The sequence below is a fragment of the Deinococcus sp. LM3 genome (assembly GCF_002017875.1).
Taxonomy (GTDB): Bacteria; Deinococcota; Deinococci; order Deinococcales; family Deinococcaceae; genus Deinococcus.
Genome location: NZ_MUFV01000001.1, coordinates 2,321,309 through 2,341,625 on the forward strand (window position 1 = coordinate 2,321,309; position 20,317 = coordinate 2,341,625).

A 20,317-nucleotide genomic window follows, 5' to 3' on the forward strand; every position below is an offset into this window, starting at 1 on the left:
GGGGGATCCTCCGGCCTTTCTCTGCGGTGACGTGGTCCACTCACCCCACGGCTCTCACTCCAGCGTGACGAGGTAGTCGTACAGGTCGGGGCCGCCGGCGTGCGCCTCCACCTCGACCATGGGGAAGGCGGCGCTGATCCTGGCGCTCAGGGCGTCCAGGTCCTCCTGGGTTTTCTGCGGGCCGCTGAACACCGTAACGATCTCCTGCCCGGAGTAGTGGCGGTTGAGCATCTCCATGACGCTCTCCTCGGGGGTGCCGCCGCTCTGGGTGAGTTCGTCGTCGATCAGGCCGATCACGTCGCCCTCGGCGATATCCAGGGTGCGGCCGTCTTTCACGGTGATGTTGGTGGTGCGGCTGGCGCGCGTGACCTCGAAGGTCGTGACGGCGCGCGCGGCCTCGGTCATGGCGTCCACGAGGTCGGCGGCAGGTACGTCCGCGCTGAAGTTCAGGGCGGCCCCGATGCCCTGCCCGAGCGTGCGGGTGGGGATCACGACGGCGCGGCCTTCCATGAGTTCCATGGCCTTCTCGGCGGCCATCAGGACGTTCTTGTTGTTCGGGAGAATCACGACCCGTTCGGCGCTGACGGACCGGACGGCGTCCACGATGTCCTGCACGCTGGGATTGGCGGTCTGCCCGCCGGACACGATGCGCGCGCCCAGGCTGCGGAACAGTTTCACGAGGCCGTACCCGTTCGCCACGGCGACCAGTCCGCTGGGCTGGATTTCCTCCTCGGCGCGGGCGGACGCTCCGGCCATGCCCAGGATCTCGGTGTGCTGCTCGCTCATGTCCTCGACCTTGGTCTTGAGCATCCGGCCGTGACGGCCGACCGTGGCGAGCAGTTCGTCGGGCTGGTTGGTGTGGATGTGGCCCTTGACGTACCCCTCGGCGCCCACGACCAGCAGGCTGTCCCCGAACGGCGTGACGAGTTCGCGGATCTCCTCGATGGAGGTGGTCGCATGGCTCATCAGGAACTCGGTGCAGTACCCGAATTCCTCGTTCTCGAACTGCTCCTGCGCGTAACTGGTGATCTCGGGGGCGGGCGGCAGCGCCTCGCCGCGCAGCGCGGCCAGCATCCCCTGCACGAGGTACAGGTAGCCCTGGCCGCCGCTGTCGATCACGCCTGCCTGCTTGAGCGCGGGCAGCATCTCGGGCGTCTGGTCCAGCAGTTCCTGACCCCGGAACAGGGCCTGTTCCAGCACGGCCTCGGCGGTGTCAGTCCTGGCGGGATCGGTCTCGCGGGGCCGCGCGGCGCCCTCGGCCACGCCGCGCGCGACGGTCAGGATCGTGCCCTCGACGGGCTTCATGACCGCGCCGTACCCGACCTTCTGCGCCGCCTGGAACGCGCGGGTCAGGGTGGCCGGGTCGATCTCGCGGACGTCCTTGATGGTCTCGGCGAAACCCTTGAGCAGCTGCGAGAGGATCACGCCGCTGTTGCCGCGCGCGCCGAGCAGCGCGCCGTAACTGATGGCGCGGGCCACGCCGGGCATGGAGTTCTCGTCGCAGGTGTCGAGTTCGCGCCGCACGGACTGCATGGTCAGGTGCATGTTCGTGCCGGTGTCGCCGTCCGGGACGGGGTAGACGTTCAGGGCGTTCACCTGCTCGCGGTACACGCCGAGCCAGTCGGTGGCGTAGCGCAGCATGTGCGCCAGGGTCGCGGGGGTCAGGGCAGCGTGCCCGGCGGGCTGGGGGGCCTGGTCAGACACGCTGCACCCCGACGGCATGCACGCGGATGGCGGTCAGTTCGGTGCCCGCCTGGGTTTTCAGGGTGTGTTCCACACGCTCCACGATATTGCGCGCGACCGTGGGAATGCTGACGCCGTACGCGACGACCACGTACAGGTCCGCCGCGAAGCGGTTGCCGTCGCGGCTGATGACCACGCCGTCGCTGACGTTCGCGCGGCCCAGCACCCGGCTGATGCCCTCTTTCAGGTTCGCGGGAGCCATGCCCACCACGCCGGGAATCTCATGGGCGATCAGCCCGATAAGCGAGGCGAGGGCCGCCTCGGTAATTTGAATAGAGCCAGTCACAGTAAAGGGCAGTATACCGCCCGCCTGCTCACGCATGCCGACCGGCCCGCGCCGTGCCTGCTGTCCGGCGTGCCGGAACCCGCCGGGCGCGGGCCGTGCTGTACTGCGCGTATGCCCCTTGTCCAGAAGCTGGAGCGTGCCGACCTGACCCTCTCGTTCGTCGGCCCGGACGACGCCGACCGCGTGACCCGCGACCTGAAGCCCGGTGAGGTACGCCTGCGCGCCCGCACCGACTCGCATGACGAGGCCGCCGCCCTGGCCCCCGCCAGCCCTGACGAGGCCCGCGAGGTCGGCGCGGCCCTGGCGCGACTGGCCCGCGAGCTGCGTGCCGGGGCCGTCCAGGTCGCCGCGACCCCGCACGCCGCTGCGCTGGCCGGGGCCGCCCTGAGCGGGGCGTGGCAGGACACCCGCTACCGCGCCCCCACTGATCGCCCCGAGCTGACGCTGGCCGCCGACGGCCTGGACAGCGGGGAAGCCGACCGCGTGACCGGCCTGCACGCCGGTGTGACCTTTGCCCGCGCTCTGACCAGCGCGCCCGCCAACGTCCTGAACCCCGCCACGCTGGCCCGCGAGGCCCGCACCCTGGAAACCCTGGGCCTGGACGTGGACGTCTGGGACGGCGCGGACATCACGGCGCGCGGCATGGGCCTGCTGGCCGCCGTCGCCGCCGGCAGCACGCACGGCCCGCGCCTGATCCGCGTGACCATTCCCGCGCGCGGTGAGGTCACGCAGGTGCTGGCGCTGGTCGGCAAGGGCATCACCTTCGATACGGGTGGGTACTCCATGAAACCCCCGGCCGGGATGTACGGCATGAAGAACGACATGGGCGGCGCGGCCGCCGTGCTGGGCGCCATGCGCGCCCTGGCCGACCTGCGCGCCCACATCCCCGAAGGCACCGAGGTCCGCGCGTACGTGGCGGCCGCCGAGAACATGGTCGGCCCGGACGCCATGCGCCCCGGCGACATCTACCGCGCCGCGAACGGCCTGCACGTCGAGGTCACGAACACCGACGCCGAGGGCCGCCTCGTGCTGGCCGACACCCTGACCGTCGCCTGCCAGGAAGGCGCGACCGAACTCGTGGACCTCGCCACCCTGACCGGCGTGAAGATCAGCGCCCTGGGCAACGACATCGCCGCGCTGTTCAGCAGCGACCCCGCCCTGACCGACCGCCTGAAGACGGCCGCGCAGGCCGCCGGGGAACTCGTGTGGGAACTTCCGCTGCACCAGCCGTACCTGAAAGCCTTCCAGAAGGGCACGCTGGCCGACCTGAAGAACAGCGACATGCAACCGGCGGGCGGCAGCATCAAGGCCGCGCTGTTCCTTCAGCAGTTCGTCACCCGCCCCTGGGCGCACCTGGACATCGCCGGGAACGCCGCCCGCGAGGAGAACGCCACCGGCTGGGGCGTGGGCACCCTCGTGGAGTACGTGCTGGCCCGCTGAGAGAGGGGCCGTGGGGAGTGGGTCGTGAGCCATTCACTCCGACCCACTCCCCACGGCCTTCCCGCCGCGCTACATGGTGGGGTGCAGGCGGCCGCGCAGCATCAGTCGCATGCGCTGGCCCAGGCGTTTGTAGGCGGGCGGGGCGTGGTGCGCGCCGAAATCGATGGTGGCCTCCTCGCTGCCCACGTCATGCCCGTACTTCTGGGTCAGGAAGTACCGGTGATCCATGATCCACAGGTACAGGTCCGCCTCGGTGCGGCCGGGAAAGCGGGTCATGACGTCGTGCTTCTCGATGTTCTCGACGATGCGGGCGTACAGGCGGCGGTACCAGCTCTCGGCCGCCTCCTCGAAGGTCACGGGGGGCAGCCCGGCCCGTTCGGGTTTGCGGTCCAGGAAGTACTGCCGGGTGCGGATGTGCTCCAGCAGGCGCTCGTAGCGGCCGGGCGTCGTGAAACGGATGGCGCGGTGGCCAGGGAAGGTCCGGTCCAGGTTCGTGGCCTTCAGGAACTGCGCGTACTCGCCCTTGATGATCAGGGTCTTGAGGGTGTCGTCCTCCTCGGGCGGGACGGCGACGTGCAACTCGATCACGTACGCGTCGATGTACTTCTGCCCCTGGCGGCGCGCGACGGACACGCGGTGGTTGCCGTCCTTCACGAAGTACAGGTCCCCGACCTTGTACACCTGGATGGGCGGCAGTTCCTTGCCCTGCAACTGCGCCGAGCGCACGCCGATCCAGCGTTCGTCCAGGTGGCGTTCCTTGGGCAGGTAGTGCCGGTCGAATTCGCGGTAACGGTCCACCGACCCGATGATGTGGTCCACCTCGATGGTCTGGAGGCCGCGCTGGAACTCGCCGTCCGGCGCGAGGTGACGGACCCATTCGAAGGGCAGCAGTTCGTTCGGCTGGCGGCGCAGGATGGCCAGCAGGTCCCGGACGTCACCCAGGAAACGGGCGCGCTCGACTTCGTGCTTGGCCTGATCAAATGCGGACATGGGGCTCAACTCTCCTTGCGCCCGCTGCTGGGCGCGACTGGGCCGGGAGCCTGCCGTCAACGGGGGAAAAGGTCAGGACCCCCGGTCGTGCCTTCAGGATACACCGGCCGGGTGGGCTCCCTGTCCCGCAGGGTGCGCCGCTCCGGTCACCTCCCCGTCAGGGGGGGCGCGGGCATGTCGAAACACGCGGGCCTGTCGAACCACGCGGGCCTATCGAAACACTTCATGCACGCCTGCGAAGGTGTGCTATCCCCTGTGCGGCGCGGGGTGGGGGCGTGTTGAATGCGGGCATGCTCGGGAAATTCTTCAAGAAACCGGCCGACGACATGGGGGGCCGCGTGCCGCCCGGTCAGACGCTCACGACCCGCTTTCCGGTCCTGACGTACGGCCCCACGCAGCACTACGCGCCGCAGGACGTGGTGATCCGCGTGACCGGACTGGCCACCGAGAAGACCCTGACCTGGGCGGACCTGATGGCCCTGCCGCAGACCACCCTGACCTACGACATCCACTGCGTGACGCACTGGAGCAGGCTGGACACCACCTGGACCGGCGTGCGCGTCGTGGACCTGATGGAACACCTGCAACTGGAGCCCGGCGCCACCCACGTCATGCAGCACTCGGTGGGCGGGTACACCACCAACCTGAGCCTGGAGGACTTCACGCGGCCCGAGAACCTGCTGGCCCACACCTTCGACGGGCAACCCCTGGACGCCGAGCACGGCGGCCCGCTGCGGCTGGTCGTACCGCACCTGTACTTCTGGAAGAGCGCCAAGTGGCTGACCGGCCTGGAATTCATGGCGGCCGACCAGCCCGGCTTCTGGGAGAAGAACGGCTACCACATGCGCGGCGATCCCTTCATCGAGGAACGCTACGACGACGACTGAACCCCTGACGGCAGAACCCACGGCCGACCTGACCGGTGCGGGCGAGTACCTTGTGCCGGATGTCCTGCGCCCCGGCCTGACGCTGGTGCTGGTCGGCACGGCGCCCAGCCGGATCAGTGCCGCCGCCCGCGCGTACTACGCCAATCCCGGTAACAAGTTCTGGCGCACCCTGCACGCTGTGCGACTGACGCCCACGCTGCTGGACCCGCACGAGTACGCCCGGCTGCCGGACTTCGGGATCGGCCTGACCGATGTCGCAAAGCGGCACAGTGGCGTGGACGCCGCGCTGCCTGCCCACGCCTTCGCGCCAGACGAACTGCGCGGCAAGTTGCGCCAATACCGCCCGAGCCTCGTGGCGTTCACCAGCAAGCGCGGCGCGGCCGAGACGCTGGGCGTGCCGACCGCCCGCCTTCCCTACGGCCCGCAACCAGACACGCTGGAAGGCACGGAAGTCTGGGTGCTGCCCAGCACCAGCCCACTGGCGCACTCTCACTTTCGGCTGGAGCCGTGGCAGGCGCTCGCGGCGCGGGTCGCGGAGCTGCGCGTGGGCGCCCGCGACGGGAACGAATCTCACCCGCACGCCGTACCGTGAAGCGTATGGCGTCCCGTCCCACCAGAACACCGCTTGACCGTTCCCGCACCGTGGCGACCGGCGCGGCGCGGGCGGCCCGCACTCTGGTCCGCGCGGCCCGCCGTGACCCGGCTACCCCCGCCGACCCCTGGTCGCCCGGCACGGCGCTACAGCCCACCGTGCGCCGCGCCGGGAGTCTGCTGGCCCTGACCGTGATCGGCTTTCTGGTCCTGGGCGTGCTGGTGCCGCTGGCGATCCTGCTGGGCATCGGTGTGGCCAGCGGCAGCGACGTGGCCGGCTGGCTGCTGGGGCTGGTGCTGCTGCTGCTCTTGGCCTTCGGCATGTGGGCCTTCGGACGCGCCCGCACCCTGACCCGCCCCGCGCCCATCACGCTGGACGCCGCCGCGCCCCCCGAGGAGTGGACGCTGCTGGAAACGTTCCGGCAGCACGAGCGCCGCCTGCCCACCCCCGCCCGGCCCGCCCTGCAATCCGCCGTGCAGGCCACCCGCGAGGCCCTGCGCGTCACGGCCGGCGGCACCCTGACCCGCGACGCCTTCGACGCCCGGCAGGCCGCCCGCGAGGACCTGCCCGAGCTGCTGATGGCGTGGCAGAGCGGCCCGCGCCGCCCCGAGGACCTGACCCGCGAACTGGAAGTCATCGAAACCCGCATGCGACAGGTCACGCGGGCGCAGGCGGCCGGGCAGGACCGGGAAACGCAGGCCCGCGCCCGTTACCTGCGCGACAAGTACGCCCCAGGCGATTCCAGCGACGACTGACCGCCGCCCCTGCGCTCCGGGCGGCCCGCAGTAGATGAGATCCGCCTCTGCGTCAGCGTAAGAAACGCTGTATGACACCGCAAGTCACTGCGTTCCCTCCGGTACGTTTGTCCGGCCGGGCCGGGGAGAGGATGGGGCATGAGTCGCCGCACCCTGTCCACCGCCGCGCTGACCGCCCTGTGCCTCGGCGTGCTTTCCAGCGCCGCCGGACAGGGCCGCCTGCCACCCGTTCCTCCCCTTGCTCCGGCTCTCACCGTGCCGGAACGGCTGGACGCCATGGGAGTCCTGGCCGCCGGTCCCGCCCTCCCGGCAGAAGACGCCGCCCTGGCCTTCGACCCCGGCGTGGTGGCCCTGACCGACCCCGCCCAGCCGACCCTGGACGCCGTGCCCGCCCGGCGCGTCGTGCAGCCCGGCGCGTCCGTTCCCGGCACGCCCGCCGACCTGAATGCCAGCATCACCGTTCGCTACGGCCCAGGCACCCCGGCCGCCGTGCTGCTGCTGATGCCCGGTTATCTGGGCGGCGCGGGCAGTTTCGACCGGCTGGCGCGGCAGATCGTGACGCTGCACCCCACCTGGGCCGTGTGGGCCGTGGACCGCCGCAGCAACCTGCTGGAGGACCACTCGGCGCTGCTGGGCCGCGATATTCCCACCCTGCAACGCATCGTGCGCAGCGGACTGCCGTCCCGCCCGGCGTCCAGCCTGCCGTTCATGAAGGACTGGGGCCTGGACACCACCCTGCGCGACTGGCACGAGGCGGTGCTGGAGGCACGCAAACTCACGCCGAACGTGTTCATCGGCGGGCACTCCATGGGCGGCACCCTGACCGGCCTGTACGCCGCGTACGATTTCGGCGGCGTGGCCGGAGAGCGCGACGTGCGCGGCCTGATCATGCTCGACGGCCTGCCCGGCCTGATGAGCGGCACCCCCCTGACCCCCGACGAGTACGCGCAGGCGGCCCGCAACCCACTGGGGCCCCTGCCGGGCCTGAACGGTCTGGAACGCAGCCCCTTCGTGGACTCCGTGGTGTTCGGCCCCGCGTTTGCCAGCCGCGCCGCCGCGCAGGCCCGACTGGCTGCCCTGAACCCCGGCGCCTTGGCCCCGGGCGGCGGCCTGACCCGCTACCCCGCCACGAACCTCGCCGCCGCGATGGGGCAACTGGAACAGCAGTACGCGCTGCTGCCGTTCCTGGCGCTGCGCAGCGGGCACCCCACCAACGCCGCAGACGCCCCGAACCTGGGCGCGCAACTGCTGGGCGGGCGCGGCGCACGCTGGATCACCGGCCCGAAAGACCCCACGAAACCCGTCGGCTGGGAGACAGACGTCACCTCGCCCACCGACCCGCAGGACTTCACGCGGCGCTTCATCACGCCCCTGAGCGACTACAGCGAGTGGTACTTCCCGAACCGCCTGACCCTGGATCTTGCCGCCGCCCGCACCGACACACGCGGCACACCCTTCGAGAAGACCCTGCCCGTCTGGTACACGGCGCAGCTCAGCGTGCCCATCCTTGGCATCGCCGCCGCGCAGGGCGTGACCACCGAGGCGCAGTACCAGCAGTACGCCGCGACCACCCAGGCCGCCCTGACCACCCACACCCTGCCGGACGCCGCGCACCTGGACATCACCGTCACACGCGGCGATCAGGTGGCACGCTGGATCACCGACTGGATGCAGCCCCTGATGCGCTGAACGGATACCTGCTGAATGCCCACGCCCACATGGAAATAGCACAGGCCCCCGCTGTCACGCGGGGGCCTGTGTCATCCGGAACCCGGCTCAGTCGAGGTCTATGAACTCCCCATCCCCGGAGTTCACGTACTGCTCGATGTACTTCAGGTACCCCTGCCGTCCGGCCTCGCGCGTCCAGGTTTTCACGCTGCTGCGCAGGCGGTTCATGCCCAGCCGGAGTTCCTCGGCGCTGGGGTGCTCGCCCGGCTGTTCAAGCAGCGTGGTCAGGTTCCGCAGCGCGGCGTCGTGCACTGCGGCGCGCAGGCCGTCCAGTTTGCCGGGCTTGAACGGGAAGTTCGTCGCCTCGGCCCGGTAGCGGCGCGCGAGTTCCTCGAAGGCGCTGTCGGCCATGGCGTCCGTCAGGTCCGGGTGCTCGCCGTACACGCCGAGAACCGCGAGTTCCACGGTCATCAGGTACGGCAGCAGGCGGTCGTCCGGGACGCTCATTTCAGTTTCGCCTGCAGGTACGCGGTCAGTTCGCTGATCTTCACGCGTTCCTGCGCCAGCGTGTCGCGGTCACGGACGGTCACCGTGCCGGTCAGACTGGCGTCCTCGCCCCTGTCCGCCCCGCTCTGGCCGATGGTGTCGAAGTCCACGGTCACGCAGTACGGCGTGCCGACCTCGTCGTGCCGGCGGTACGCCTTGCCGATGTTCCCGCTGTCTTCCAGCAGGATGCGGCCCAGGCCGAGTTTCTGCAGGTCGTTCTTGATGCTCCGGGCCAGTTCGACCAGTTCCGCCTTGTTGCGCGCCAGCGGAATCACGGCCACCTTGATCGGCGCGAGGTGCGGCCTGAGCTTCAGGACGATGCGCTCGTTCCCGTTCTCCAGCGTCTCCTTCGTGAACGCCTCGCTCAGCACGGCCAGCAGCGCGCGGTCCACCCCGGCGGACGGCTCGATCACGAATGGCACGACCGGCTTGTTCGTCTCCGGGTGCGGAATGGTCAGCTTGGCGATGGAGTCCAGGTTCTCCTCGACGTTCGCCACCAGGCCCAGTTCGCTCTGGTTCTTGGTGTGGCTGCCCAGGTCGTAGTCGCTGCGGTTGGCGATGCCCTCGATCTCCTCGTGGCCCAGGGTGGGGTAGTCGTACATCAGGTCGTACGTGCGCTTGGAGTAGTGCGCCAGGTCCTCTTTCGGCACGTCCAGAATCTCGATCTTGCTGCGCGGCACGCCCTGCGCCTCCCACCAGCTCAGGCGCTTTTCCAGCCAGTGCTCGTGCCACTCCTCGTCCGTGCCGGGCACCACGAAGAACTCGATCTCCATCTGTTCCAGCTCCCGCACGCGGAAGATGAAGTTGCGGGGCGTGATCTCGTTCCGGAAGGCCTTGCCGATCTGCGCGATGCCGAACGGCAGGCGGCGGCTGGTGCTGTCCACGACGTTCTTGAAGTTCGTGAAGATGCCCTGCGCCGTCTCGGGCCGCAGGTAGCCGTAACTCTCGTCGTCCGCGACCGGGCCGATGGTCGTCTTGAACATCATGTTAAAGGGTTTGGGTTCGGTCCAGTCGCCCACTTCACCGCTGAACGGGTCGCGCACGCCCGCGTCCTTCAGGGCCTGCGACGCCTGCGCCGGGCTGGCGTTCAGGGCCGCCACGACCGCCGGGAAGTTCTCGGCGCTCTGACCCATGGCCTCGGCCACTTTGGCGATCACGTCGGCTTTCTGGTCCTTCACAAGGTGATCGAGGCGGTAGCGTTTGTTGTTCTTCCTGTTGTCGATCATCGGGTCGCTGAAGGTCGCCTCGTGCCCCGAGTGGCGCAGCACCTGCCGGTGCATGATGATGCTGGCGTCCAGGCCTTCCATGTCGTCACGCTCGTACACGTTGGCGCGCCACCACGCGGCCTTGATGTTGTTCTTCAGTTCCACGCCCAGGGGACCGTAATCGTAGAAGCCCTGAAGGCCCCCGTAGATCTCGCTACCCTGGAAGATGAATCCACGGCGTTTACACAGACTGACGAGTTCTTCCATCGAAGTTGCGGGCATACGTACTCCTTTTCGGGCAGGTACAGGAAAACGCCCCAGACGGCGGCCTCTTTCCGGCACTCGCTCGTCTGGGGACGCATGAAGTCACGCGCGGTTCCACCCCAGTTCCAGCCCCGGAATCCCCGGCAGACTGGCACTTTTGTGTGTTGGCCTTTGTGTACTGGCCTTGCTCCCCGCCGCCCTTCACGCGCGCCTCGCCCTGCCTGACTCTCACCGTCTCAGACTCGCTCCGTGGGGGCACTCGCGTTACTCCTGCGGATCAACGCCCGTCCAGTGTGCGCCAGTCCGCCCCGGAGGGTCAAGTCAGGGCCAGCAGGTCAGGGCCAGCAGATCAGGGCCGGTCGGGCCAGGGGAGATCTGTACCCCCCACTACCCACTGCGCCGGCGGCTGCACACTTTGCAGCACACCGACCGGCGGCAGGCTGGAATTCACGGTGCGCGTGAACGACACGGCGTTCCAGCCGCGCAGCAGGTTCAGTCCGAAGGTCACGTTCCCACGGACCTCCGACCTGCCCGCGTCCCGCAGGCCCGGCAGCACGCACGCCACCGTTCCTGACACCTGCACGGGCCGGTCGCTGAACAGCAGGCCGCCACTCCCGCGCAGGGTTTCTTTCGGCACGCCGTTCACGCTGGTCACGGACCCGCTCAGGGGCGCGGCCTTCTGGGCGCCGACCGTCACGCTGGCCCGCACCGCGCGGGCGTCCGGCACGCTGAACGTGGGCGGGGCGTCGCAGCTCAGACCCAGCACCTCCGCCGACAGCGCTGCGCCCGACCCGGCTGCCAGGGTCGGCAGCGGTAGCGTGAAGTCCCCCGCCCCGGTCAGCGCGGACCGTGCCAGTTCGGTGCCCGAGTCCGCGTCGCCCAGGACCAGTGAGGCCGCCCCGCCCGCCCAGGGCTGCATGAGCGGCCCGTTGCTACCCTCGCCCGCGTACTGCACAGCCGCGCCGCGCACCCCGGTCAGCCCCGGCGGGAGTGTGATGGTCACGTCCAGGAACTGTTCGGCGGTATTCCCGGCCCCGTCGGTCGCCTCAGCCCCGTAGCGGTACGTACCGCCGCTTCCCAGTGGGTCCGTCCACTCGAACGGCGCGGCCCTGTCCGTGCCCAGCAACTGCCCGTCGCGCCTGAAGGTCACCCCCGCCACGCCGGATTCGTCACTGGCCCCGGCCAGCAGGTGAACCACGCCCGGCGCACTCTGCGAGAGCGGCGTGCCCAGCCCCAGCGTCACCACGGGCGGCACGTCGTCCTGCGCGGGCACCGAACGCGGCGGCGTGCAGCCACTCAGGGCGGCCAGCAGCAGGGCCGCCGCGCCGCACGACCGCGCAGTCACGGGGGACCGGTTCCGCGTCCACCCGCGCTGCGCAGGAAAGGAATTCGTGTGAGGCCGGACCGGGAAGGGAGTCATGCCCAGAGTGTACCGGCGGTCAGTTAATGTGGGTGTGCGGCGTCTGTGCACGGCCTGAAGGTCGCCCGTGCCCGCGCCCCGTACCGTCACGTAAGTGAGGCGTGAGAGGTGCATGAACTTTGCTACTGTCGTTGGTGTAATGAAACTGCACCCCATTCTGACCGCCTCCATCACCGGCCTGCTGGCCCTGAGCGCCTGCACCCCCGTACAGCCCGGCACTACCGATTACGTGCCGCTCGTGCAGGACAGCATCCTGTCCTTCACGCGCCTCGCCCCAGGTCAGACCGTCTTCGTGGAGTACCGCTACCCCCGCTCGCTCCTGGAAGAGAACGAGGAATTCGACACCTACTTCAACGCCCTGACGTTCGACTACGCTCCGGGCGCCCGCGTGAACGGCAACGTCCCCGACCCGGTCCGTGCCGCCGACTGGCTGAAATTCAAGAGCGCCGACGCACCCAAAGGCGTGACCATCTCGGTTCAGAAGGTCAACGTGGCCCGCGCCGTGCGCCGCACCACCGAGACGGGCGGCAGCGTCAACGTGCAGTACAACGACCAGTTCCGCGTGACGTACAAGATCACGGCCGCTGCCGACGCGGCGACCGGCGTGGACGCTGCCACCGTCACTTTCACGGATGGCAAGAACAGCCCCGACGTGAACCTGAACCTGAACATCAACAAGTAATACGGACTCCGGTTGAAAGGTTTGCAGCAGCGTTCAACCGGAGCGGACTCGTAGAGCTGCGCCGCAGAGCGAGTGGGAACAGAGCGGACTGTCGGGCGTGAAGTTGGCAACCCGGCGCAGTGGTGAGTTGTGAACGAAACCGGAATCTGTACCTGGGCCCGGCGGCCCGCCAGAGCAGGTGCCCTTTCGATCCGGTGAGGGCACCTTGCCGTATGGCGTACACCCGTCCCTGTCTGAGCGGTCCGTGCTGACTGTCAGGTCTGTCGGGTCAGGGTGGCCCCGCAGGCCGTATCCTGTGCGTTATGCCTGTTGCGGAATCCCGTCCGGAAACACACCCGGATTTTGAACTTGAACGTGAGCACCTGTCCCAGACGGTCTCGGCCATGATCCGTCAGATCGAGTTCTGGGAGGACCGGGACCGGCAGATGGGCGCGGACCTGGAAACCAGCATCATCCTGGGCGATCAGGCCGAGGAGTTCGCGGCGATGCTCTCGCCGCACGTGCACCAGCCGTTCTTCGGGAGCCTGAAGGTGCGCGTGGCGGGCCGTGAGCAGACGCTGTACGTCGGGAAGCACGGTTTCCGGGACGTGAAGGGACCGTACTCGGTGGTCAGCTGGGACAGCGAGGTGGGCAGCCTGTTCTACTCGGACGCGCTGGGCTGGACGCCCCGCCGGGGCAGCGCCGGGGTCATCAAACGCCGCCGGCAGCTGGACGTGCACAGCAAGAAACTGCTGCGCGTGACCGACCTGTACGACGACGAGCACGGTGGCGACACCGGGGGCCGTGAGGAGGTGCTGCTGCGCCGCCTTCAGGAGGACAGCACCGCCGGGATGCGTGACGTGGTCGAGACGCTGCAACCCGAGCAGAACGCCGCCATGCGCGCCCCCGCCGGGACGCCCGTGATCATTCAGGGCGCGGCGGGCTCCGGGAAGACCACCATCGGCTTTCACCGCCTGACCTGGATGACCAACCCCGACCGGGGCGTGCACCGCGCCCGCCCGGAAGCGTGCATGGTCCTGATGCCCAACCGGGTGCTGGCCGCGTACGCCGCGCGCATCCTGCCGGAACTGGGCATCGAGCGGGTCGTGGTGACCACCCCGGAAGCCTGGGCGACGGGCCTGCTGGGCCTGGAGAAACTGGAGGTCACGGACCGCACCCTGAGCCTGCTGCTGACCGACCGGGACAACACTCGCCGCGCGCTGGCGTGGCGCCGGGCGAAACTGCTGGGCGACGCCCGCATGCTGGACGTGGTCCGCACGCACCTGTGGGGTAAGTTCAACGCGGGTCTCGCCGGTCAGAGCATCCGCGAGAGCATCGAGGTGCGCGGGCGTGAACCGGTCGTGCTGCACTTCCCGGAAACCGAACTGGCCGCCATGCTGCGCGACGTGTTCGCCGCCGATCCCCTGGCCGGGTACCGCGCCGGGATGCGCCGCGCCATCGAGACCGAGGCCCTGTCGCGCCTGAACGTCCCGGAGGGCGAGGAGGCGGGCGTGCTGCGGCAACTGTCCGCGCCGCTCACGACCTTCCTGGGCCGCGTGTTCGCGTCGACCACGCCCATCACCGAGGCCCGCCGCCTGCTGGGCAGCGCCGACGCCCTGGCGGCCAGTGGCCTGCTGACCGACCGCGAGATTCAACTGCTGCTGACTGATCCGCTGAGCGGCATTCCCACGCCGCGCCGCGCGAACGCGGACGTGACCGAAATTCCCGTCATGCTGGCCGTGCAGGCCTTCACGGGCGGCATCGGGCGACTGGACGGCCGCACCCTGGAACCCTTCGATCACGTGGTCCTGGACGAGGCGCAGGATTATTCGCCGCTGCTGTACGCGCTGCTGGGCCGCGCCACCCGCCCCGGTCACATCACCGCGCTGGGCGACCTGAACCAGGGCATGCACGGCTACAAGGGCCCCAGCTCCTGGGAGGCCGTGCAGGCGCAACTGCCGGGCGCGCAGGTGCTCACGCTGGGCCGCACGTACCGCTCGACGCGGCAGATCACGGAACTCGGGGCGCGGATCGCCGCCACGTACAACCGCGCCGCCGCCGTGCAGGGCGTGGACCGCGACGGGGCCGAGGTGCAGCGCTACACCGCCCCCGCCGACGCCCCGCACGGGGAACTGCCCCTGATCGCGCAGGCCGTCAAGGACGCGCAGGCCGCCGGGCACAGGAACATCGCCATCGTCACGCGGCGCGGCGTGGACGCCGACCGCCTCGCCGAGGCCCTGCGGGAATTCGACACGGACGCCCAGCCCATCACCACCCAGGAGCACCGCTTCCGGGGCGGACTGGTCATCCTGCCCGTCAACCTCGCCAAGGGCCTGGAGTTCAGCGCCGCCATCGTCGCCAGCGCCAACGCGCAGACCTACGACGAGAGCACCGAGTACGAACGCCGCCTGCTGTACGTCTCGGCCAGCCGCGCCCTGCACTGGCTGGGACTGGTCAGCGCCGGCGAGTTGCACCCGCTGATCGCCTGAACGTCAAGGTTTGCGCGCCGCACTCCTCATCCCACCCCGGGCGGGGCGGGGGAGAGTGGGGTCATGAGCGACGATCAGAAGACCACCGGCCAGGGCGGCCTGCCGGACGACGCCGGGAACGGCATGAGCGAACGCAGCGGCCACTACGACGAGTCGGGCACGGGCGCGCAGGACACGGGGCTGGGCACCCGTGCGCCCGCCACGCCCGGCGCGGTGCCGGAAGATCAGGCGTCCGGGACCGGCACGACCTTCGGCGCCGATCCGAACGACGACCAGCGTTCCTGACCCCCAGCCTCTTTCCGGGCCTCCGCCACCTTTGGGGCGGGGGCCTTTCCCGTACACTGATCGGCTGATGAGCGCCCCTGCCCGCCCGCCCCTGACGCTGTCCGTCGCGCCCATGATGGACTGGACGGACCGGCACTGCCGGGTCTTTCACCGCACCCTGACCCGCCGGACGCTGCTGTACACCGAGATGGTCACGACCGGCGCGATCATCCACGGGGACCGCGACCGGCACCTGGGCTTCGACCGGGTCGAGCACCCGGTGGCGCTGCAGCTGGGCGGCAGTGACGCCGCCACACTGGCCGAGTGCGCCCGCATGGGCGAGGACTTCGGGTACGACGAGGTCAACCTGAACTGCGGTTGCCCCAGCGACCGCGTGAGCAGCGGGTCGTTCGGCGCGTCCCTGATGGGCACGCCCGACACCGTGGCCCGTGCCGTGGAAGCCATGCGCGCCGCGACCCGCCTGCCCGTGACGGTCAAGCACCGCATCGGCATCGACGACCTCGACAGTTACGAGCACCTGACGAACTTCGTGCAGACGGTGGAGGCCGCCGGGTGCGACACGTTCATCGTGCACGCCCGCAAGGCGTGGCTCTCGGGCCTGTCGCCGAAGGAGAACCGTGAGATTCCGCCGCTGCGCTACGACGTGGTGCGGCAGTTGAAGGCCGACTTCCCGCACCTGACGGTCGTGCTGAACGGCGGCGTGCTGACCCTGGACGCCGCGCAGGACGCGCTGGCCTGGGCGGACGGCGTGATGATCGGCCGCGCCGCGTACCAGGACCCGTTCATCCTGGCCCGCGCCGACCAGGACGTGTTCGGCGAGAGCGCGCCGCCCGTCACGCGCCGCGAGGCCATCGAGGCCTTCGTGCCGTATGTGGCCGCGCAACTGGAGGCGGGTCAGCCGCTGCCGCGCATGATGAAACACACCCTGGGCCTGTTCGCCGGTCAGCCCGGCGCCCGCCACTGGAAACGCACCCTGAGCGAACAGGGCCACAAGCCCGGCGCCGGTCTGGAGGTGGTGCGCGCCGCCCTGGAAGGCGTGCCCGCCGAGGTGCTCGACGCCCGCCCCGGCATGACTGATACGGACTCCGATTGAATGGCTTATAAAGCCGTTCAATCCGAGCGAAGCGAGTGGGAGCAAAACGGGTTCCGGACGTGGAGCCGGCAATCCGGTGAAGTTCCGGATTGTCGGCGAAACAAACGGAATCCGTATGAACCCCAGCCCGCCTGACCGCGACCGGCAGACAGCAGGGCGACACCGGCCATCCGCGTGTCGCCCTGCTCAGTAGGAAGGAGCTATCAGGCTGTTCCTACTGCTCCCTCAGCCCCGGCGAGTGAAGTCCGGCGTTTCCGGCAGCGCCCGGATCCACGCGGCGATGATGTCCGTGCAGGCTTTCACGTCCTGCTCGTCGACCATCTCGCTGGGCGAGTGCATGTAGCGGTTGGGGATGCTGACGACGGCGCTGGGCACCCCGGCCCGCACGAGGGTCAGGGCGTCGGCGTCCGTGCCGGAGTAGCGACCGGCGGCGCTGAGCGTGAAGGGAATGTTGGCCTCGCGCGCCGCGTCGGTCATCTGGCGCGTGATGACCGGGCTGACCATCGGCCCGACCGTCAGGTTCGCGCCGGACCCGAACGGGGCCACGCCGTACTTCTTCTCGCTCACGCCCGGCTGCTTGGTCTCGTGCGTGACGTCCACGGCGACCCCGGCGATGGGGTCGAGGCGGTAGCCGCCGACCTGCGCGCCGAAGCACCCGATCTCTTCCTGGCTGGTCCCGACGGCCACCACGCGGTACTTCAGGTCGTGGTCCTTCAGGGCGCGCAGGGCTTCCAGGACGATGAACGCGCCCACGCGGTTGTCCAGGGCGCGGCTCACGACGCGCGTGCCGACCATGATGGGGCCCTGCTCGATCACGCCGTACGTGCCGACCGGAATCAGGGTCTGCACCTCCTCCTTCGGGAGGCCCACGTCGATCCACAGGTCTTCCAGTTTGCTGGCCTTGGTCCGCTCGTCGGCCTCCATGACGTGAATGGCTTTCTTGCCGATCACACCGATCACGTCCCCACCGGGCGCGAGCAGGCGGATGCGCTGCCCGACGAGCACCTGCGGGTCCCAGCCGCCGACCGGCAGCACCGCCAGGAAGCCCTCGTCGTTCACGTGCGACACGATCAGGCCGATCTCGTCGAGGTGGCCCATCAGCGCGATGACGGGCGCGTCCTCGGGGCCGATCTCGGCGTAGGCGTTGCCGTAGTGGTCCTCGCTGGTGCGGGCGAAGGTCGCGGCTTCTTGCAGCCACACGTCGGCGGCGCGGCGCTCCAGGCCGCTGGGGGCCGCCGCTTCGAGCAGACGGAACAGGAATTCACGGTTGATGACACTCATGCCTGCGAGTGTACGCCGCGCCCGCTATGCTGGGCCGCATGAATTCCCCCATCCGCTCGGACGGGCCGGACGGCGCCGGTCCGGACATCCGCGTTCAGGTGAACGTGCAGTACATGGCGGATCACAGCACCCCGGAACGGCACCTGTTCATGTACGTGATTCACATCGAGAACCGCAGCGACGATACCTGGCAACTGCTGGCCCGCCACTGGGACATCATGGACGCCACGGGCCGCGTGACCCACGTGGACGGCGAGGGCGTCGTGGGCGAGCAGCCCGTCCTGGCGCCCGGCGGCACGTTCCTGTACGACTCGTTCGTGACGCTGGAAGCCGCGCCCGGCCACATGGGCGGCCACTACCTGATGCAGGACGCCTGGGGCGTGCAGGCCCGCGTGCCCATCCCGACGTTCGCGCTGATCCTGCCGGGCCGCACCCTGAACTGACCCGGACGCCGGGGCCGCTAGCGCAGCAGGTCTTCCACGCCGTGCTGGCGCGGGTCGAGCAGTTCAGCCACGGCCTGCGGCGTCAGGGTGTTGAAATCCACCGGCACGGCCCGCCCGGAAAACCGCAGTCCCTGCGCCTCGCAGCTCTGCATCAACCCCTCCCAGAGCACCTCGTAGTCCGCCAGGGTCACGGGCGTGCCGTCCTCGCGGGAGACCAGACCCATGACGGCCCAGGTGTCCGCCTCGAACCGCGTTTCCGGGTAACTGCGTTCACTCATGACCGCATCCTGTCACCGGCCCTCTGTCCGGCACGTCACAGGCGAGGCGGCCAGTGTGAGATTCACGACGTCCGGTGGATCGTCCAGACGCCGGTCCGGGGGAGGGCAGGAGGCCTCGACGCGGGCAGGGCAGGGGAGAAACCGGGTCCGGGTCAGGCCTGCGGCATCTCGGCCTCGATCAGCGTGCCGTGGCCGGGGCTGGACAGCACGCGGTACAGGCCGCCGCGCGCCTCGACCCGCTCGCGCATCTGCAGCAGGCCCAGCCCCCCGGCGCTGCTGACCCGGCCCGTGGCCTGCTCCGGATCGAAGCCCGCGCCGTCGTCCTGCACGCGCAGCGTCACGCGCTCGCCGCCGTGCAGGGTCACGCGGACCTCCTGCGCGCGGGCGTGTTTGGCGACGTTGTTCAGGCTTTCTTGCAGGATGCGGAACACCACGGCCTCGTCACCGGGCGAGAGGTGCACGTCGCCGCTGATGTCCAGCGTGGCCCGCAGGCTGTTCTGCTCGCCGAAATCCAGCACGTAGCGCCGCACGGTTTCCAGCAGCCCGTAGCGTTCCAGGTCGATGGGCCGCAGCGCGAAGATCGAGCGGCGCACCTCGCGGATCTGTTCGCGCAGCAGCGTGGTCGCGGCGCGCACCTCGCTCTCGGCGCGGGCCGGGTCGCTGTGCACCTGCCGGGCCACCACGTCCAGCTTCAGGGCCGCGAACGCCAGGGACTGCGCCACCCCGTCGTGAATCTCGCGGGCGATGCGGGCGCGCTCGTCACTGATCGCCAGTTCCTCCGAGTACAGGTACGCGCGGGCGTTCCGGACGGCCAGCGTCGCCTGCCCGGCCATCAGCGCCAGCAGAGACACCCGCGCGTCGTCGAAGGCGTTCGGGCGGGCGTCGCCCAGCATCAGCACGCCCACCAGTCCCTCGTCGTCCCGCATGGGGATGCCCAGCACGCTGCGCGCGTCCGGGAAGACCTCGCCGGCGTCGGCAGCCGTCGTGATGAGCGGCCCGTCCGCCTGCGCGACCCGCAGCGCGAACGGCGGCGCCACGCCACCGCCGCGCGCCTCGCCCTGCCGGTCCTGCGCGTACTCCAGGCGCAGCACGCTGTCCTGATCGGTCAGGAACACGGCGCGCGCCTCGGCTCCCACCCGGTCGGCCATGGTGCGGGTCACGCGGGACAGCAGGCGGCGCATGTTGCGTTCGGCGCGGATGCTCTGATCCACCGAGTACAGCGTCATCAGGTCCAGCGTCCGCTGCCGCACGGCTTCCACGCCACGCGCCACCTCGGCGGCCAGCGCCTGCGCCAGCGACTCGGATTCCGGGCTGGGCGGCGCGTCGAAATGCAGCGCCAGCGCCCCACCGCCCGGAATCGACACCCGCAGCGGGTACAGCGCCGCGCTGGGCGACGAGAGCAGCGTCTCACCGCGCGCCGAGCCGCTCAGGCCGCCCGGCACGGTCAGGGTCGCGTGGGTGGCGCCGGTCACGCGGACCGCGCCGCGCGCCGCGACGTCCAGCACGGCGTTCATGTCGGCCGCGTCGGTCAGGTCCCGCATGAGGGCCTGCACCGCCCCCAGCTGCGCGTGCGACGCCCGCAGCTGACCGTACAGGTCCCGCAGTTCCCGCTCGGCCCGCTCACGCGCGCGGGTGCCTTCCGCGATCCACTCGACGCTGAAGTACGTCACGGCCGGCCCGACCAGCCCGTAGAACAGCAGGTGCGCCCACAGCTCCTGGCTGGCCGGCAGCAGCGAGATCAGGAACTCCACCGCCCCCACCACCAGCACGATCAGGGGCGGCAGCACGTTCCGCACGACCTTCACACGGTCCGACAGGCGGAAAGCGCCGGGCAGGTCCCCGCCCACCTCGCCGGTCAGGGCCGCCGGGGACAGCGGCTCCGCGGCGGTCAACTCCGACCCGCCCGGCTCACCGCCGCCGCGATCTGCGTGGGGGGGCCGGCGGGCTGGGGTGTTCAGGGGCGGGTCAGGTCGGGGCGGCGCGGGAGCGTC

At 70.0% G+C, this 20,317-nt stretch carries 19 protein-coding genes; 10 read left to right on the top strand and 9 right to left on the bottom strand.

Annotated features, from left to right (window positions below):
* Positions 1–54: 54 nt before the first annotated feature.
* Both BXU09_RS10905 and BXU09_RS10910 read right to left on the bottom strand, forming a co-directional pair.
* On the bottom strand, positions 55–1,641 hold the full coding sequence (locus tag BXU09_RS10905; RefSeq protein WP_078304969.1) for a DAK2 domain-containing protein: 1,587 nt from the start codon (positions 1,639–1,641) through the stop codon (positions 55–57).
* Positions 1,642–1,696: 55 nt separating this feature from the next.
* On the bottom strand, positions 1,697–2,029 hold the full coding sequence (locus BXU09_RS10910; protein ID WP_055362594.1) for an Asp23/Gls24 family envelope stress response protein: 333 nt from the start codon (positions 2,027–2,029) through the stop codon (positions 1,697–1,699).
* A gap of 111 nt (positions 2,030–2,140) precedes the next feature.
* Here BXU09_RS10910 and BXU09_RS10915 point away from each other — a divergent pair, with 111 nt between their 5' ends.
* Positions 2,141–3,469: a leucyl aminopeptidase family protein gene (locus BXU09_RS10915; RefSeq protein ID WP_078302446.1), complete on the top strand. Its 1,329-nt coding sequence runs from the start codon at positions 2,141–2,143 to the stop codon at positions 3,467–3,469.
* Positions 3,470–3,538: 69 nt separating this feature from the next.
* Here the strand turns inward: BXU09_RS10915 and BXU09_RS10920 are convergent, their stop codons facing one another.
* Entirely contained in the window at positions 3,539–4,459 is a 921-nt protein-coding gene (locus BXU09_RS10920) for a DUF4032 domain-containing protein (RefSeq protein ID WP_055362593.1), read from the bottom strand.
* Positions 4,460–4,749: 290 nt separating this feature from the next.
* Between BXU09_RS10920 and BXU09_RS10925 the strand changes: the two genes are divergently transcribed.
* The 4 genes from BXU09_RS10925 (at position 4,750) to BXU09_RS10940 (ending at position 8,382) form a co-directional block, all read left to right on the top strand.
* On the top strand, positions 4,750–5,346 hold the full coding sequence (locus BXU09_RS10925; RefSeq protein WP_078302449.1) for a sulfite oxidase-like oxidoreductase: 597 nt from the start codon (positions 4,750–4,752) through the stop codon (positions 5,344–5,346).
* A 52-nt stretch (positions 5,347–5,398) separates the two neighbouring features.
* Positions 5,399–5,938 carry a mismatch-specific DNA-glycosylase gene (locus BXU09_RS10930; RefSeq protein ID WP_078302451.1) on the top strand — a complete coding sequence of 180 codons (540 nt, stop codon included), beginning with the start codon at positions 5,399–5,401 and terminating at the stop codon, positions 5,936–5,938.
* Positions 5,939–5,943: 5 nt separating this feature from the next.
* Positions 5,944–6,693, top strand: a complete 750-nt coding sequence (locus tag BXU09_RS10935) for a hypothetical protein (protein ID WP_144012077.1) — start codon at positions 5,944–5,946, stop codon at positions 6,691–6,693.
* 138 nt (positions 6,694–6,831) lie between these two features.
* On the top strand, positions 6,832–8,382 hold the full coding sequence (locus BXU09_RS10940; RefSeq protein WP_078302456.1) for an alpha/beta fold hydrolase: 1,551 nt from the start codon (positions 6,832–6,834) through the stop codon (positions 8,380–8,382).
* An 87-nt stretch (positions 8,383–8,469) separates the two neighbouring features.
* On the opposite strand, the gene BXU09_RS10945 is transcribed toward BXU09_RS10940, so the two are convergent.
* The 3 genes from BXU09_RS10945 to BXU09_RS10955 all read right to left on the bottom strand — a co-directional run bounded on the left by BXU09_RS10945 (position 8,470) and on the right by BXU09_RS10955 (position 11,796).
* Complete coding sequence (locus BXU09_RS10945) at positions 8,470–8,868, bottom strand: hypothetical protein (protein ID WP_078302459.1); 399 nt, start codon at positions 8,866–8,868, stop codon at positions 8,470–8,472.
* Positions 8,865–10,394, bottom strand: coding sequence for a glycine--tRNA ligase (locus BXU09_RS10950; RefSeq protein WP_078302461.1), 1,530 nt, complete (start codon positions 10,392–10,394; stop codon positions 8,865–8,867). The genes BXU09_RS10945 and BXU09_RS10950 overlap by 4 nt, the downstream gene beginning before the upstream one ends.
* A 331-nt stretch (positions 10,395–10,725) precedes the next feature.
* A complete protein-coding gene (locus BXU09_RS10955) occupies positions 10,726–11,796 on the bottom strand; it encodes an Ig-like domain-containing protein (RefSeq protein ID WP_144012078.1) in 1,071 nt (356 codons plus the stop codon).
* 139 nt (positions 11,797–11,935) lie between these two features.
* On the opposite strand from BXU09_RS10955, the gene BXU09_RS10960 reads away from it, so the two are divergent.
* The 4 genes from BXU09_RS10960 to dusA all read left to right on the top strand — a co-directional run bounded on the left by BXU09_RS10960 (position 11,936) and on the right by dusA (position 16,324).
* Positions 11,936–12,478: a hypothetical protein gene (locus BXU09_RS10960; protein WP_078302467.1), complete on the top strand. Its 543-nt coding sequence runs from the start codon at positions 11,936–11,938 to the stop codon at positions 12,476–12,478.
* Positions 12,479–12,780: 302 nt separating this feature from the next.
* A complete protein-coding gene (locus BXU09_RS10965; RefSeq protein ID WP_346417563.1) occupies positions 12,781–14,946 on the top strand; it encodes an ATP-binding domain-containing protein in 2,166 nt (721 codons plus the stop codon).
* A 63-nt stretch (positions 14,947–15,009) separates the two neighbouring features.
* Positions 15,010–15,231, top strand: a complete 222-nt coding sequence (locus BXU09_RS10970; RefSeq protein WP_078302475.1) for a hypothetical protein — start codon at positions 15,010–15,012, stop codon at positions 15,229–15,231.
* Between the two features lie 67 nt (positions 15,232–15,298).
* Entirely contained in the window at positions 15,299–16,324 is a 1,026-nt protein-coding gene (gene dusA / locus BXU09_RS10975; RefSeq protein WP_078302479.1) for a tRNA dihydrouridine(20/20a) synthase DusA, read from the top strand.
* Positions 16,325–16,549: 225 nt separating this feature from the next.
* Here dusA and BXU09_RS10980 read toward each other — a convergent pair whose 3' ends face one another.
* Positions 16,550–17,605 carry a M42 family metallopeptidase gene (locus BXU09_RS10980; protein WP_055363166.1) on the bottom strand — a complete coding sequence of 352 codons (1,056 nt, stop codon included), beginning with the start codon at positions 17,603–17,605 and terminating at the stop codon, positions 16,550–16,552.
* 38 nt (positions 17,606–17,643) lie between these two features.
* Here BXU09_RS10980 and apaG point away from each other — a divergent pair, with 38 nt between their 5' ends.
* Positions 17,644–18,048 (top strand): Co2+/Mg2+ efflux protein ApaG, encoded by a 405-nt coding sequence (apaG, locus tag BXU09_RS10985; RefSeq protein ID WP_078304970.1) that lies wholly within the window; start codon positions 17,644–17,646, stop codon positions 18,046–18,048.
* 17 nt (positions 18,049–18,065) lie between these two features.
* Here the strand turns inward: apaG and BXU09_RS10990 are convergent, their stop codons facing one another.
* Together BXU09_RS10990 and BXU09_RS10995 are read right to left on the bottom strand one after the other, a co-directional pair.
* Positions 18,066–18,326 carry a hypothetical protein gene (locus BXU09_RS10990; RefSeq protein ID WP_078302483.1) on the bottom strand — a complete coding sequence of 87 codons (261 nt, stop codon included), beginning with the start codon at positions 18,324–18,326 and terminating at the stop codon, positions 18,066–18,068.
* Positions 18,327–18,478: 152 nt separating this feature from the next.
* Complete coding sequence (locus tag BXU09_RS10995) at positions 18,479–20,131, bottom strand: GAF domain-containing sensor histidine kinase (protein ID WP_168174615.1); 1,653 nt, start codon at positions 20,129–20,131, stop codon at positions 18,479–18,481.
* Positions 20,132–20,317: the final 186 nt, after the last annotated feature.

What these genes read in the sequence shown, in the direction of transcription:
- BXU09_RS10950 (WP_078302461.1), bottom strand. Translation starts at nt 10,394, where the DNA reads ATGCCCGCAACTTCGATGGAAGAACTCGTCAGTCTGTGTAAACGCCGT.
- BXU09_RS10970 (WP_078302475.1), top strand. Translation starts at nt 15,010, where the DNA reads ATGAGCGACGATCAGAAGACCACCGGCCAGGGCGGCCTGCCGGACGAC.
- dusA (WP_078302479.1), top strand. Translation starts at nt 15,299, where the DNA reads ATGAGCGCCCCTGCCCGCCCGCCCCTGACGCTGTCCGTCGCGCCCATG.
- BXU09_RS10935 (WP_144012077.1), top strand. Translation starts at nt 5,944, where the DNA reads ATGGCGTCCCGTCCCACCAGAACACCGCTTGACCGTTCCCGCACCGTG.
- BXU09_RS10955 (WP_144012078.1), bottom strand. Translation starts at nt 11,796, where the DNA reads ATGACTCCCTTCCCGGTCCGGCCTCACACGAATTCCTTTCCTGCGCAG.
- apaG (WP_078304970.1), top strand. Translation starts at nt 17,644, where the DNA reads ATGAATTCCCCCATCCGCTCGGACGGGCCGGACGGCGCCGGTCCGGAC.
- BXU09_RS10960 (WP_078302467.1), top strand. Translation starts at nt 11,936, where the DNA reads ATGAAACTGCACCCCATTCTGACCGCCTCCATCACCGGCCTGCTGGCC.
- BXU09_RS10925 (WP_078302449.1), top strand. Translation starts at nt 4,750, where the DNA reads ATGCTCGGGAAATTCTTCAAGAAACCGGCCGACGACATGGGGGGCCGC.
- BXU09_RS10905 (WP_078304969.1), bottom strand. Translation starts at nt 1,641, where the DNA reads ATGCTGCGCTACGCCACCGACTGGCTCGGCGTGTACCGCGAGCAGGTG.
- BXU09_RS10980 (WP_055363166.1), bottom strand. Translation starts at nt 17,605, where the DNA reads ATGAGTGTCATCAACCGTGAATTCCTGTTCCGTCTGCTCGAAGCGGCG.
- BXU09_RS10945 (WP_078302459.1), bottom strand. Translation starts at nt 8,868, where the DNA reads ATGAGCGTCCCGGACGACCGCCTGCTGCCGTACCTGATGACCGTGGAA.
- BXU09_RS10940 (WP_078302456.1), top strand. Translation starts at nt 6,832, where the DNA reads ATGAGTCGCCGCACCCTGTCCACCGCCGCGCTGACCGCCCTGTGCCTC.
- BXU09_RS10920 (WP_055362593.1), bottom strand. Translation starts at nt 4,459, where the DNA reads ATGTCCGCATTTGATCAGGCCAAGCACGAAGTCGAGCGCGCCCGTTTC.
- BXU09_RS10915 (WP_078302446.1), top strand. Translation starts at nt 2,141, where the DNA reads ATGCCCCTTGTCCAGAAGCTGGAGCGTGCCGACCTGACCCTCTCGTTC.
- BXU09_RS10990 (WP_078302483.1), bottom strand. Translation starts at nt 18,326, where the DNA reads ATGAGTGAACGCAGTTACCCGGAAACGCGGTTCGAGGCGGACACCTGG.
- BXU09_RS10965 (WP_346417563.1), top strand. Translation starts at nt 12,781, where the DNA reads ATGCCTGTTGCGGAATCCCGTCCGGAAACACACCCGGATTTTGAACTT.